The following is a 13915-nucleotide window of genomic DNA, read 5'->3' as shown; positions in this document are numbered from 1 at the left end:
CACAGATCGGGCCCCGCGTCCGGAGCACCGAGACTCATCCCATCGATGAGTGATCGACCGCCTTCCTGATCATTCTGGTGAACGAGGACGGCCGTGGGCCCGCCCTGCGCGGGCCGACCCGACTGGATGACTCAGGTGCTGGGGCGCAGGCCGCCGTCGACCTCGATGACGGTGCCGTTGACGAACGACGAACCCGGCGCGGCGAGGTCGCGGACCACGGCGGCTATCTCGGCGGGCTCCCCGCCGCGGCCCACCGAGATGCCCGCGACGATCCGCTCGTGCCACTCGGCCGGGATCGCCCCGGAGTACAGCTCGGTGTCCGGCACGTAACCGGGGGCGACCGCGTTGACCGTCACCCCGTCGGGGCCGTAGTCGTTGGCGAGGCCGACGACGATCCGGTTGAGCGCCGCCTTGGTGGCGGCGTAGCCGGGGTCGCCGCCGGCACTGCGCGCCGACCTGGAGCTGATCATGATGATGCGCCCGCCCGGCCGCCGGATCGCGGGGCCGAGCGCCTGCGTGACCAGCAGGGCGCTGACGACGTTTTGCAGGTAGAGCGTCGTGTGCCTCGTCGCCAGGTCGCGCAGCGAGGTCACCGGCGCGGGATGCGTGCCACCCGCGTTGTTGACCAGCACATCCAGGGTGCCGAACTCGCCGGTGACGAACCCGGCGAGGCGTTCGACCTGGTCGGGGTCGGTGACGTCGGCGGCGAAGGGCAGCACCGGCGGCCCGCCGACCTCGGCGTTGATGTCCTTGGCCGCGGATTCCAACCGGTCGGGGCGGCGCCCGACGATGACCACCCGGTCGCCGCGTTCGGCCAGCGCCCGCGCGATCGCCCGGCCGATCCCCGTCCCGCCGCCGGTCACCACGGCCGTCCCTGCCTGCTTGCTCCCTGCTTGGTCGCTCCCTGCTTGGTCGCTCCGTGCCTGCTCGCTCATCGCAACGCCTCCTCGCGCCGGTTCGATGTCGCAATGCATCGGCTTGTACCCAGACGTCTCCAGTCTGGTCGATGCCCCGGCGCGGGGCGCCCGTCACCCCCCGGCGCCCGCCGGGGTAGCGGTGCGGGTGGGGAACCGAGGTGATCCGGTAGCGCGGGCGGCGGCGATGATCTCGGTGGCGCGTGGAGGTGGATGACGCCGCCCACGTCAGGTGCCGTCAGGCTGAGGCGGGACGGTCCGCGCCGCCGGGGACGCGCTCGCGGAACTGCGGGGCGCGCTTCTCGCGGCGGGCGGCGACGCCCTCGTCGAAGTCGAACGCGCGCAGGCCGGCGCGCATCACCGGCACGGTCGCCGCGTAGTGCGCGGCGAGCGGCGAGACGGCAGCGTCGTCGATCATGCTGCGGATCATCGCCAGCGAGTCCGGTGAACAGTTCAGGGCCAGGTCGCGGGCGTAGTCCAGGGCGGCCGGCAGCACCTCGGCGGCGGGCAGGACCCGCTGGGCGAGGCCCAGCTCGCCCGCCTCGGCGCCGAGGAAGACCCGGCCGGACAGCAGCAGGTCCGCGGCGGCGCCGGCACCGATCAACCGGGGCAGCAGCCAGGCCGCCCCGTACTCCGAGTACAGGCCCAGCCGGGAGAACGGCAGCGACAGCTTCGCGTCCGCGGCGACGAACCGGACGTCGGCCGCGAGGCTGACCGCGAACGCCAGCCCGGCCGCCGGACCGTTGATCGCCGCGATCACCGGCAGGCGCAGCGAGCGGATCATCGCGGGGCCGTTCTCCGGCGAGACGATCAGCGCGTCCCGTCCCTCGACCGGGGTGTGCGCCAGCATGGCGAGGTCCGCGCCGGCGGAGAACGCCCGCCCCGCCCCGGTGATCACTACGGCCCGGACCCGCGGGTCGGCGTCGGCCCGCCGCAGCAGCGCGAACAGCCGGTCACCCATCGCCACGGTCAGCGCGTTCAGCTTGTCCGGACGGTCGAAGATGATCGTCGCCACCTGATCGGCCACGTCGTACCGGACCGGGGCATCGTCGTGCCCCGCGGTCGTGCGGGTGTCCACCGGCATCGTCCACCTGTCTCTGTCGCTCCGGTCACATCGGGCTGCCGTCTCTTCATACCGCCCGCGATGTTTGCGTGCGCGCTGTCGCCGGGTCCGCCGGGTCCGCCGGCCGGCCGGCGACCCGGGACACGGACGAGCCGGGCGGCGTCGGCGGACCGGCGCCGAGCCGATCCTGGTGGCGTCGGGCGGACTGCGCGGCGTCGAGCCGGGGTGCCCGCGGAGCGGTCGCGGTCGGCGTCCGGTGTGAGATGTGGCGCCTGCGGCGCCCGAACGGGGACGGATGAACGACCGCTGACCGTCATCTGGCCACCGGCATGACACCCTGTGGGGAACCGGCCGACGACGCGGCCGGGCACACGCCGGGGGCCGGCGTCACGAGGCGACGGACGGACCGTCGCCGGCGGGCGCGACGGGACCACGGCGGGATCGAGGAGGCGTGGCGACCTATCTGCTCGGCCTGGGAGCCGCCGTGTGCTTCGGGGTGGCCGCCGTCATCCAGCAGCGGGTGGCTTTCCGCGCGCCGCCCGGTGACGTCCTGCGGTTGCGGCTGCTGCTGTGGCTGGTGCGCCGGCCGCTGTGGGACTTCGGCGTCGCCATCGGCGCCCTGGGCAGCCTGTTGGCCGGGGCCGCGCTGACGCACGGCGCCGTCGCGCTCGTCGAACCGTTGCAGATCTGCCAGCTCCTGTTCGCCCTGCCGCTCGCCGCGTTGCTCGCGCGCCGGGTGGTGCCGCGGCGGGACTGGATGGCCGCCGCCGCGACCGCCGCCGGGCTCGCCCTGTTCGTGTTCGCCGGCAACCCGGACGCGGGCGATTCCGAGGCCGCGACCTCCGGCGGCTGGGTCCTGACGGGAGTCCTCGTCGGGCTGATCGTGTTCGGCGCGGTCTGGGGGACGCGGGGGCTCGCGGCCGTGCGGCGCGCGCCGCTGCTGGCCGGCGCCGCGGGCCTGCTGTCCGCGCTGCAGGCCGCGCTCGTCAGCGCCACCGGCCACCTGCTGACCGCCGACGGCGTCGACGCCCTGGCCCGGTCCTGGCTGCCCTGGGCGGTCGCGTCCGTGGCAGTGATCAGCGCGTTGCTCGCGCAGAGCGCCTACGAGATGGCCCCGCTGCCCGCGTCGCTGCCGGCGTCGGTCAGCATCGAGCCGCTCGCCGGCGTCGCGATCGGCGTGGGGCTGCTCGGCGGCGAGCTGCGGCTGACCCCGCTCGCGGTCGCCGGCGAGCTGCTCGGCCTGATCGTGATGACGGTCGGCGTCCGGACTCTGGCGCGTTCGCCGCTGATCACCGGCCAGCTCTCGCGGCTGGCGGCGCGGCAGGCGCAGGGCCGGCTGTCCCGGCTGGAGGAGCAGGTGCACCACGACCTGGAGCGGCTTCGCCACGATCTGCGGCGCAGCCGGCAGGCCGGGTCGAGCGGCCCGGCGGTACGACGCCTGCGCCGGCGCCTGCAGCGCGACCTGGACCGCATCGGCGAGGAGCTCGCGTGCCTCGCGGACGAACGGGACCGTTTCGAGGAACAGCTACGGCCGCGACGGCCGGCGCGGGCGGTCGCCGCGGTCCGGGCCGCGCGCCCCGAATCCCACCGGCGGCGCCCGATGCCGCGCGCCGCCGGTGCCGACGTCCTGACCGGTGCCGGCGATGCCGCCGCCCTGACCGATGCCGCCGCCCTGACCGATGCCGCCGGTGCCGCCGGTGCCGCCGGCCTGACCGGCGCCGGCGTGGCCTGGGCCGGCGCCGCCGCCCGGACGGACCTCGACGGCCGGACCGTGAGCGCCGGTGCCCACTCGCCGATGCCGGGTGCCGCGGGTCCTACGGGCTGGGCGGACGCCGACGGGCCGGGCCGGGGCAGCGGCCATCCGACCGAACCGACCGTGGCCGCCACCGGGCCGGGTGCGCTCCCGTCCGGTCCGAGCGTGCCCGTTGCCGTGCCTATGCCCGTTGCCGTGCCTATGCCCGTTGCCGTGCCTATGCCCGTGCCGGGGCTGCCGCGGGACGTGTTCGGCGGCGACGCGGTGCCCGCGGAGGGCCTGATCGCGGCGCGGCGCGAGCTGGACGCGAGGGCTGAGGAACTGCGGCGGCAGGCCGACCGGCTGCGTCGCGCCACCCGTCGGATCCTCGCCGCCGACGCCGGCGGTCTGAGCCCCGGACGGTCGCGTCGTCGTCTGCAGGGAGCGCGTCGCTAGCGGGTGTCGGTGACGCGGTGGTGCAGGTGCACCACGCCGCTGGCGAACTGGCGCTCCCCGAGCAGCTCCAGCCGGACCCGGACGCCGTCCGGCAGCGCGCGCACGCCCCCGCCGACCACGACCGGCGTGAGGAAAAGGTGACAGTCGTCGACCAGGCCGGCCCGGATGGCGTGGCCGGCGAGGGTGGGCCCGCCGATGGAGACGTCGCCGTCGGCCGACGCGACCAGCCGGCGGACCGCGTCCGGGTCGAACCCCCGCTCGATCCGGGTCCGCGACGTGGACGCGCCGTCGAGGGTCGTCGAGTACACCACCTTGTCCGCCGCCTGCCAGAGCCGGGCGTAGTCCAGCATCACGGGACGCCGATCGCCGTCGGTGGGGCGGGTGTCGGTGGGGTGAGAGTCGGTGGGCATCGTCTCCCAGGCCGCCATCACCTCGTACAGGCGGCGCCCGTACAGGTAGGTGCCGATCGTCCGCTCCAGATCGTTGACGAAGGCGTGCGCCTCCTCGTCGGGTACCGCCCAGTCGAAGTGTCCGTCGGCGTCGACCACGTAGCCGTCGAGCGACGTGATCGCCGAGTAGATCAATCTGCCCATCATGCGCTCCCTCGGTTCACCCGGCCGGTCGGCAGCGGGTGTAGGACGACGTCGGCGAGGCGACCGCGGGCGACCACCGCGGTCAGGTATGTGGCCGCGGGCTGGCGGCGACGGTCGGTGGGGGAGCCGGGATTGAGCAGGCGCAGCGTGCCCGGCGCCGCCGATGGCGTCCGCGCCGCCGGGTCGGCCGCGCCCGCCGGCCCGGGGGAGCGTTCGACGGTCGAGTCCCACGGCACGTGCGAATGACCGAAGACCAGCACGTCGGCATCGGGGTAGGCGGCGGCCATCCGACGTTCCCGGCCCCGGGCCGGGCCGGTCTTGTGGACGACCACGAAGCGCAGACCTCCGAGCGTTGCCCGGGCGACCTCCGGCAGGACCGCGCGGACGTCCGGGCCGTCGTTGTTGCCGTAGCAGCCGATCAGCCGCCCCGCCCGCGCCGCGAGCTCGTCGACGGCGTCCCGGCTGATCCAGTCGCCGGCGTGCAGCACCACGTCCGCCTCCTCGACCGCGGTCCAGACCTCGGCGGGCAATGCGCGTGCCCGCGCCGGGAGATGCGTGTCGGACAGCATGACCAGCCGCATCCGGCCAGTATCCGACGCAGCGTCGGAGCCGGCCGGGTGACCCCGCGGGCGGGCGGCCGGCTGGAGGCCGGGTGACGGGATGGGGCGTGCGGCCGTGACCGGCGGGAACGGCCCGTCGCGGCGTCGGAGCCTGGGCCGAGCTCGGGCGGCGACCATGATCGCGCTGTTCGTCCTGGCTCTGGTGTTCGCGAGCTGGGCGCCGCGGGTGCCACAGATCAAGACCGACCTGCGCCTCGGGGACGGGCGGTTGGGGTTGGCCCTGCTGGGCGCGCCGGTCGGTGCCGTCCTGACACTGTGGCTCGTCGGCATCGCGGTGTCCCGCTTCGGCAGCGTCCGGGTGGCGCGCGCGGCCCTGCCCAGCTACTGCGCCGTCGGGTTGTTGTTCCCGCTGGTGGGCGGCCAATGGTCGCTGTTCGCCCTGCTTGCTCTATGGGGCGCCACCAGCAGCGGCCTGGACATCGCCGCGAACGCCCAGGCTGTCGGGGTCGAGCGCGGCTACGGGCGGCCGATCATGGCCACGGCGCACGCGGCCTGGACGGCCGGCGCGCTGAGCGGCGCCGGAATCGGTACCGTCGCCGCGGCGCTGGCGGTGCCCGTCGGCGCCCAGTTCGCCGCGCTCGGCGGGATCGGCCTGGCCGTCGCCCTGCCGGCCACCTGGTGGATGCTGCCGGACTCGCAGGGGCCGATGCCCGAATCGTCTGGCGAGCGGTCGGGGGCGCAACCCGCTGCCGAGCGGCCGGTTCCGACGGCGGTGGCCGAGCGGTCGCGCGCGGGGGGCCGTCGTCGGTGGTCGGGGCGGTTCGCCGCGCTGTGCGCCGTCTCGTTCGGGAGCTTCCTGTGCGAGGGGGTGGCCGCGGACTGGAGCGCCGTCTACCTCGCTGAGGTGACGGGGGCGGCCGCCGGGGTCGCCGGTGCGGGTTTCGTGGCGTTCACGGTGTGCATGTTCGTCGTACGCCTGGTCGGCGACCGCGCGATGGCGCGGTACGGGCCGCCACGGACGGTGCGAGGCCTCACGGCGGTCGCGGGCGTGGGGTTCGCAGGCGCGCTCACGGTTGGCACTCTGCCGTTCGGCTCCGCCGCCGGTGTGTTCGGGTTCGGCGCCCTGGGTGTCGGCACCGCCTGCGTGGCGCCGGCTGTGTTCTCCACCGCCGGCCGGCTCGGCGAGTCGGCGGGAACCTCGATCGCCGTGGTCAGCACGGTCGGCTACGCGGGCTGGCTGACCGGACCTCCCGTCGTGGGCGGCCTCGCCGAGCTCGTCGGCCTCCACCGTGCCCTGACGGTCGTGCTCCTCCTGCTCGCGACGATCGCCACCTTCGCGCCCGCGCTGCGCTCCCCCCGTGCCGGCCCCGCGACGGACGAGCGAGTCTCCGGCCTGCCGGCGACCAACACCGGCGGGCCGGCAACCGAGACCGGCGGGCCGGCGACCGACGTCGGCAGGCCGGGGACCCCGTGAGCCGCACGCCTTACTTCCGCGCGCGCCTGAACCCGGGCAGCAACGTCTGGACCAGTGCATCCGTCTCGGCCTCGGCCCGGCCTCCCCGACGTCCCCCACCGGCGCCGATGGTCCGGTACATCTCCGTGGTCACCGCCTCCAGCGTGCGGCGATCGCCTCGGGCCGACACGGTGCGCAGCAGGTCGCGCCACAGCACCTCGGATGCCGGCACCGCCCGTAGGCCGGTGCGGCAGGCGGCCATGGCCGTCATCGTGTCTCCGAAGCCCAGCGTGAGCTCGGCGAGGCGGTGGGCCACATCGACGACGCCGGCCCGGGTGCTGCGCGCGATGGGGCCGGTGGTCGCCCACCGGTACCGGTCGGCGGGCAGGTTCGTCCACAGCGGCCCGCTGACCATCCGCAGGGCCGTCGTCAGGTCCGCCTCGGTGTCGCCCCCGGGCATGCCGGCCCGATGGGTGTAGGCGACGAACAGCTCCCAGTCACAGCGCACGTCCGGACTCAGCCGCCACCGACCCTGCGGATCGACGGACAGCCGAGGCCGCCCCTCGGCGTCGGCTCCCAGCCAGCGGCGGGCCTCCCGCAGCGCTGCGTCCACGACGTCGTCGTCGGACTCGGCGTCGGCGGGCCAGATCTCCTCGGCGAGCAGCCGGCGGTGCGCGCCCTCACGGTGCAGGGCAAGGTAGACGGCAATTTCGGTGAGGAGATCGAGGTCGTCGGTCGGTTGCCGGCCGGGTCCCTCGACGGTGGGCACCCCCAGGACGCGGACCTGGGCCTCCCCCGTGGCCATCGGCTCGCCGGGCCGCGGCTCGCGCACGGGCGGGAGTCCGATGGCAGGTGCCGGTTCTGGCGCTGCGGTCGGCGGCGCTGCTGACGGTGGGGCTGCCGACGGGGGGGCTGTCTCCGGCGACGGCGGGACCGGGCCGGCTGGCCACATGCGGTCGCGCGGAATGGTCGCTTCCCCGTCGGAATAGGTGACCGGCGCCTGCGGGCGCGAGGTCTGCGCGGGTGGCGGTCCGGGGGGTTCCGGCGCTGCCGGTGATGGTTCCCGGGGCGGCGCGGCGGCAGGGCTCCGTCCGCTCGGCATCTCGTTGGGCGGCGGGATCGGCGGGCGCGGCGGGGTAGCTGGACGTGGCGGGGTCGGTACCCGCTCGGGAGGTACCGCGAACCGCGTGGACCCGGGTGGTGGGCCTGGCATCGCGGCGGTCGGCGCTGGCGCCGCGGGGTACGGCGCTGCGGGGTGCGGCGCTGCGGGGTGCGGCGCTGCGGCCGGAGCGGCTTGCTCCGCCCTGCCCGCCGGGGCCTGGGTTTGGGTTTGGGTTTGGGCCGCACGGTTGGCCCGCATCCGCGGGGTCTCGAAGTAGAGCACGGGCGGCACGCGGGGAATGTCGGTCGGCCGGATCAGCGGACTGCTCGGATGGGACAGCAGCGTGGAGTCGGTGTCGTCCGGGCCGGCGTCGCCGGGTGCCGCCAGGTACGGCGTGGGCGGCGGGGCGGATGCCGGTGCTTTCCCGGGCACCGGCTCGGCGCCGGAGGCTGCGGAGTCCGCTGACGCCGCCGGTCCCGGCGACCCCGGACCGCTCGGGGAGGTGAGGGGAACGGGCGGCGGTCCGAGCGGCGCCCGGCGACCGTTCGCCGGCGGCCGGGTGAGATCCTCGTCCGCCGCTGACGGTGGAGCGTAAGCCTGCCGGCCGGTTGCGGGCGGGATCGCTGCGAGCTGCGGCGTCCACGGCAGGACGCCGGGAACCGAGTCGGCTCGGGCCGGCGGTCGGGTGATCTCGTCGTCCGGCGTGGGATGTGCCGGCGCGGGCACCGCCTCGCCGGGGTCCGCCTGCGCCGCCCCGATGGCGCGGGCAGGATCGGTCGTCGCCCGTGGCGGTAGGGGCGGCGGCGACGGCGGGGCCGCGATGGACGAGGCAGGCGCAGGGGCGGCCTGCGGCGGCGGGTCGTCATCGTTCGGTCTGGCGGGAGCCGGAACGGCCGTCGCGTCGGCCGCGCGGAACAGGGCCGCGATCGCCCGGTACTCCGGCCGAGTGATGGACTGTGCCCATACCTCAACACCCAGCACGCCCAGCGACATCCGCCGGTCCGGCCCGACCGTGAACCGCCACCGGGCGGCCGGGGAATCGCCCAGGGTGAGGACGCCGACCGCATGCCGGCGTCCCTGCGCCATTCTCATCAGCCGAGCGGTGTCGGCCTCGGCCGGCGGCGCCGCGAGGACAAGCAGGTCCGGCGCCAGTGCCCCGGGGTTGCCGGCGATCCGCTGACCTGCTTCGAGCGGAAAGTCGTCACCGTCGGCTCCGACTTCGTGGACCGTATCCTCGTCGTCGGGTCCGGACAGCTCGTCAAGAGCCTCTGCGACGCTGACCGCGGTCCACAGCCGATCCGGAGCGATCGTCAGCAGCTCGTCGAGGTCGCCGAGGTCGGGAAAACCGATCAGGCAGACCCGCAGGTCGTCCGACCAGACGTTCGTGGCCAGCTCGAGCGCGACGGCAATCACCACCTGCGTCGCGATGGTGCGGTCGCCGAGGAGGCTGATCACACCGGGCGCGCCCTCGAGGTCGACGAGAATGCGCGAGCCGGCGTCGTCATGGCCGAAACTGACCAGCGCCGGGAACGGCGCGGGCACCCCGGGGGCCGGCTGGGCGAGGAAGCCGCCGCCCGCCTCCGCCAGGAGTCCCGGTGAGCGCTCGATCCACCAGGATCCGGGAACCTCACCGACCGCCCAGGGCGGCGGTGGCGGCTCCTCTTGAGCCGGCGCCATGTGCAGGATCAGCGCGTCCTCGGTGAGGATGGCCGCGTAGACCGCGGGAAGCAGACGCGCCTGATCCGTGAGCGAGGCGGACAGCACCCGCAGTGACCGGTCGATGAAGCGGGCCGCCTCGGTGTCCGAGGCGAGCAGCAGCGCTCGTTCCGTGGCGTCCTCGGGTGGCTGCGCCGGACCGCTCCGGCGCCCGGTCAGCGCCACCATCACCCCGGCCGCGAGCAGGCCGGCGGCCGCGACTCCCAGGAAGTCCTGTGGCGGCACGAGAGAGGCGGCCAGCACCTGGCCCGCCGCCTGCTCCGGTTCGTCCGGCACCGCCGGCAGGCGTGATGCCTCGTACCGGTCGTCGGCTGTGTACCGGTCGTCGGCTGCGCCGGGCCCGGCGTCGAAAAGGGCGTCGTCGGCGTCCGTGGCGTCGCCGAAGCTGTCGTGATCGAAGAGGTCGTCCAGGTCATCGTCGCCGTCGGCGCCCGCCGAGGTCTGCGGCCAACCGGCGGTGCCTTCGGGCATCCGCAGGACGCGCAGCCCGTCGCCCTGGGCGTCGGCGGGCAGTAGCAGGACCCACCCGGCGTGGATGAGGGACGGCTTTGACAACGTCCGGCCGTCCGGTTGGGTGCGGCCCTCGTTCAGATCGAAGATCTCGCGGTACCGCAGCCCGTCGCCGAGAAAGCGCTCGGCGATGCCCCAGAGGGTGTCGTGATGACGCCCCTCCGCCGGGCGCACCTCGTACAGCTTCACCACGCGCTCGCCGAGGACCAGGCGGCTGTGCTGGTCCGCGGCCGGGCTGATCAGCTCCGGGCGGTCGGCATGCCAGGGTGGCGAAAGCTCGTCCTGGCCGATGACAGGCTCCTGCGCCGGGGGAACCGACCCCGCGAACTCCGCCGTCCGCGCCCCGACCGGGCTGACGCCGTCTGCGCCGACTTCGTCCGGGCCGAAACCGTCCACGCCGCCGACGCCGCCATACCGGTCGCCGGGATAGGGAGCGTGCTCATATCCGACGTCGCTCAGGGGCTCGTCGGGAGCCGAGATGCCATCACGCGGCGAGGCTCGATCGGTGGCCCGGGCGGGGCGCGCGGCAGGTGGGACGGGCAGGGCGGTCGATCCGCGGGGGACCTGGGCCGGTGGACCCGCGCCGTTGGGTGTGCCCGTGCCGTCGGGTGTATCCGTACGGTTGGGCGAATCCGTGCGGTCGGCGGCGCCAAGGCCGTCCCTGCCGTTCGTGACGCCGCCCCGCGGGTCGGCGCCGTCCGCGACCCGGGGTGGCGCCAGTTCCGGGCGCGGACCCGGCGCAGGCATCCCTCGCAGCACCTCGGCCGGCCCGGGGCGCTGCCCGCGGGCCGTCTCCTGCCCATAGGTCACCGGCACCACGAGGGCTGTGGTGCCCGAGAGCAGCAACGCGGTGACGACGAGGCGGCGGGCGAGCATCTGGGGCGCGCCGCCGAAGGGAATGCGCGGAGCCAGACCGCTGCCGCGAACCTCCGCGCGCCACTCCGCGACGAGACAGGCGATGAAGTGCGCCCACGCCGCCCAGAACAGCAGGGAAAGGACCGCCCGGACGACGCCGCCCGCCCCGCCGCCGCTCCGGATCGGTGGCCCGAGCACCAGCGCGAGGATCACGGGGATGCCGAGGACCGCCACGGCAATCGCCGCGAGCGCGCCCGCTGCCTGCAGCCGCTCCCGCGCGCGATCCTCCGGCGGGACCGTCGGCACCGCCTGCCGGGTCGGCACGGCCTCGCCACCAGTAGCGCGCCCGCCGCCCGCCCCGCCGCCCGCGGCCCTGGCGGCCGGGCCGCGCCGTCGCTTCGCAGCCGGCCGCGGTGTGGGTTCCGGCGCGGCCGGCTGGGCCCCCGTGGGGTCAGGCGGATGCGAGGGCGAAGGTGCCGAGGGCAACGGTGTGGTCGACATGGTTCGTCCCCGATCAGGCGCAGGGTCGGGCGCACGTGTGTGCCGGGCGGGGGGCGGCGTCGGTCCGCGGGGCACGTCGCGTGGCGCTCATGCTAGGTCGACTGCCGCGGCGATCCGGGGCGAAGTGAGAGTTCTCTGGCCTTCTTGTGACGATTAGCCAGATCGCGATCCTGGGCGCCCGGGTCGATGGATGCGCAGGCCCTCCGGAACGACGGATGGGAAACGCGGCGCGGCCGTGACGGCTACCAGGCGGCGTCCGGGGCTCCCTACGCGGGCGGCGCGCAGTGGGCATCCGGCCTCCTCACGCTGCTGCGCCGAGACGGCGACAACGGGACGAACCCGGTGTAACCGTACCAGTGCGATCGCGGAGCGGGAACGTAGGGATGACAGATCCGGGATCTCTCACGCACGATGAGCATTCGGTAGCCGATCCAACGCTAAATGTCCGGATTCAACCTTGCGCTGAGTAATCTCCGCATCCTGACGCTGCGGTATTGATCGGCGCGTGTCGAGTACAGGGATGTGGCTTGAGTGGATACGCGGCGGCGAGCCGGCGAGCTCCGGATCGTTTCGCCATCACGGTGCCCGAGAGCTGGTTCATGTTGGATCTGAGGTCCGGCATGCCCATGCGTTCGATCGATCCTCTCGTTCACGCCCGTATCCGCGGCACGCCGATGCTGGCCGGCCGCCGGGCGGTCATGTCCGCCGTGCTGCGCGACGCGGTGCGGCGCGCGAGGGCAAGCGGCGCGGTCTACTGCGGCGTGGTGGTGGAGGCCATCGACGGCGCCGGCCTGTCGGCCACGGTGTCGGTCTCCTCTTTCCGTCATGACGCGGGGCCGGGGGAGCCGGTTCCCACGGTGGGTGAGCTCGTGTTGGGGTTACAGGAGGAGCCCCTGCCGTCCTTGTCGGGTACCTGGCGCAAGGTGCAGATCGTGGATCTTCCTGCCGTCGGCCTGGCCGCCCGCGTGCTCGGCGTGTTGGCCTCCGGCGGTGGACTGGACATCGAGCCGAGCCTGGTCGCGAGCATGCGCACGCTGATCCCCGTGCCGGGTGCGCCGTGCGTGGCCCAGGTCGAATGCCGGAGTCCGAACGTCGCGGTGACCAACGCGCTGCACCGCCTGTTCGACGCCGTGACCGCGACGTTCCACTTCGTTCCCGACGGCCCCGACTTCCGGGCACCTGTCTGACCGGCCGTTGACGGCACAGGTCGGCGGGGGCGTGGCCCACTTCCGGCGCCTCCAGGGCCGCCGTCCGTGACGCGGGAGCGCCGTCCGGGAGGGGAACGCTGCGGAAGGATACAAAGCGTGACCGCCAGCTTGTGGCGCATCGTCTCCTCCATTAAGTTAGGCAAACCTAAGTAGTCTCGTGGTTTGACGTGGAGGCACGGATGACGGACCAGCGGCGACGTGTCGACAGCGCACCGATCACGGCGGCTCGGTCCCTGATCCGGACCGCCCCGTACGGGAGCCTCGCGCTGTGGGGTGGCCAGGTCGCGCACGGTCTGCGCTTCGCGACGGCGGCTGTGGACATGCCGTCGGACGCGCCGACCGGCCCGGCCGCGGTGCCGGGGCCGCAGCCCCGCGTCTCCCCCGCTCACCCGGTCAGTGGGTGGATGTCACCTGTGGAGGAGCCCGCCACCGAGGCGACGGTGAGCGGCCCGGCGATTCCCCGAGTGCTCCTGCTCGCTCCGACGTCGTTTGCCGGAGGCCTCGGCGGGGGCGACTTCGCGACCCGGCTGAACCTGTGCGGGTCGGCACCTGGATGCGGGCGCTGGGTCTCGGTCTCGTTCGGGGGATGGGTCTCCCCGCTGCCGGCAGCCGCCTGGCCGGCAGCCGCCGTCGGCTTCTGCGTGCGACATCCGACTGCCGATTTGCTCGATCTCGGCGCCGGCTGGTCGCTGCTGCAGATGGAGATTGCCGAGGCCGTGGTGCGGACCGCCCGCTCCTGCGTCCTGCTCGGCACGGCGGCGGCGGCCGGTCTGCTGACCGGTGCGTCCAGGCTCCGTCCGTGAAATGGCGGAGCCCTGGCCCGGCGGAATCCCTGGCCTGGCGGAGTCCCTGAACCGGCGAGGTCCCTGAACCGGCGAGGTCCCTGAACCGGCGAGATCCCTGAACCGGCGGGACTGGCATCGGTCATCCGGCACTCTGAATCTCGCTCTGGATCTCGGCAAGCCGGGTGCGTAGCTGGTCGAGCCGAGCGTGCAGCTCGGTGAGCGTGCGCTCGTAGCCGGGCCAGACGGTCGTCCGGAACTCGGTCGCGCCGCGCCCGTCCCAGCTTTCCGGGTCGGTGAGGGTTCTCGCGGTGGACCGCAGCTCGTCGAAGTGGGTGAGCAGCGGTCCGTTCACGATCGAGGCAAGGTCGGAGATCGCGGCCACGGCCTGCGGGGTGCTGCGAACGGTGACGTCGGACGACGAGGTCACGGTGTCCTCCATGCGGATTGCGGTCGACAGGCGAACGGCA

General features: G+C 74.6%; 10 protein-coding genes. 4 read left to right on the top strand and 6 right to left on the bottom strand.

The window, feature by feature from the left end; all coding sequences use genetic code 11:
• Nucleotides 1-131 precede the first annotated feature (131 nt).
• Together AC5R91_RS16125 and AC5R91_RS16120 are read right to left on the bottom strand one after the other, a co-directional pair.
• On the bottom strand, nt 132-935 hold the full coding sequence (locus AC5R91_RS16125) for an SDR family NAD(P)-dependent oxidoreductase (RefSeq protein WP_495392190.1): 804 nt from the start codon (nt 933-935) through the stop codon (nt 132-134).
• A gap of 217 nt (nt 936-1152) precedes the next feature.
• Complete coding sequence (locus AC5R91_RS16120; RefSeq protein WP_495392189.1) at nt 1153-1998, bottom strand: enoyl-CoA hydratase-related protein; 846 nt, start codon at nt 1996-1998, stop codon at nt 1153-1155.
• Nucleotides 1999-2428: 430 nt separating this feature from the next.
• Between AC5R91_RS16120 and AC5R91_RS16115 the strand changes: the two genes are divergently transcribed.
• Nucleotides 2429-4165, top strand: a complete 1737-nt coding sequence (locus AC5R91_RS16115) for a DMT family transporter (RefSeq protein WP_495392188.1) — start codon at nt 2429-2431, stop codon at nt 4163-4165.
• Here the strand turns inward: AC5R91_RS16115 and AC5R91_RS16110 are convergent.
• A complete protein-coding gene (locus AC5R91_RS16110) occupies nt 4162-4758 on the bottom strand; it encodes a dihydrofolate reductase family protein (protein WP_495392187.1) in 597 nt (198 codons plus the stop codon). The two genes, AC5R91_RS16115 and AC5R91_RS16110, sit on opposite strands and share 4 nt — an antisense overlap.
• Nucleotides 4758-5339 (bottom strand): metallophosphoesterase family protein, encoded by a 582-nt coding sequence (locus AC5R91_RS16105; protein WP_495392186.1) that lies wholly within the window; start codon nt 5337-5339, stop codon nt 4758-4760. Before AC5R91_RS16105 ends, AC5R91_RS16110 begins: the two co-directional genes overlap by 1 nt.
• A 79-nt stretch (nt 5340-5418) precedes the next feature.
• Here AC5R91_RS16105 and AC5R91_RS16100 point away from each other — a divergent pair, with 79 nt between their 5' ends.
• Nucleotides 5419-6792, top strand: a complete 1374-nt coding sequence (locus tag AC5R91_RS16100; protein WP_495392185.1) for an MFS transporter — start codon at nt 5419-5421, stop codon at nt 6790-6792.
• A gap of 10 nt (nt 6793-6802) precedes the next feature.
• Here the strand turns inward: AC5R91_RS16100 and AC5R91_RS16095 are convergent, their stop codons facing one another.
• Nucleotides 6803-11278: a peptidoglycan-binding protein LysM gene (locus tag AC5R91_RS16095; RefSeq protein ID WP_495392184.1), complete on the bottom strand. Its 4476-nt coding sequence runs from the start codon at nt 11276-11278 to the stop codon at nt 6803-6805.
• A 704-nt stretch (nt 11279-11982) separates the two neighbouring features.
• On the opposite strand from AC5R91_RS16095, the gene AC5R91_RS16090 reads away from it, so the two are divergent.
• Together AC5R91_RS16090 and AC5R91_RS16085 are read left to right on the top strand one after the other, a co-directional pair.
• Nucleotides 11983-12642, top strand: coding sequence for a hypothetical protein (locus AC5R91_RS16090; protein WP_495392183.1), 660 nt, complete (start codon nt 11983-11985; stop codon nt 12640-12642).
• Between the two features lie 200 nt (nt 12643-12842).
• The gene (locus AC5R91_RS16085) at nt 12843-13466 is read left to right on the top strand and encodes a hypothetical protein (RefSeq protein ID WP_495392182.1); all 624 of its coding nucleotides are present in this window, start codon (nt 12843-12845) and stop codon (nt 13464-13466) included.
• A gap of 121 nt (nt 13467-13587) precedes the next feature.
• Here the strand turns inward: AC5R91_RS16085 and AC5R91_RS16080 are convergent, their stop codons facing one another.
• Nucleotides 13588-13887, bottom strand: a complete 300-nt coding sequence (locus AC5R91_RS16080) for a hypothetical protein (protein WP_495392181.1) — start codon at nt 13885-13887, stop codon at nt 13588-13590.
• Between the last annotated feature and the right edge of the window lie 28 nt (nt 13888-13915).

It is taken from the genome of Frankia sp. BMG5.60 (genome assembly GCF_059428125.1).
Note: the sequence above shows the minus strand (reverse complement) of the source record. Positions and strands in the feature narration are given on the sequence as shown.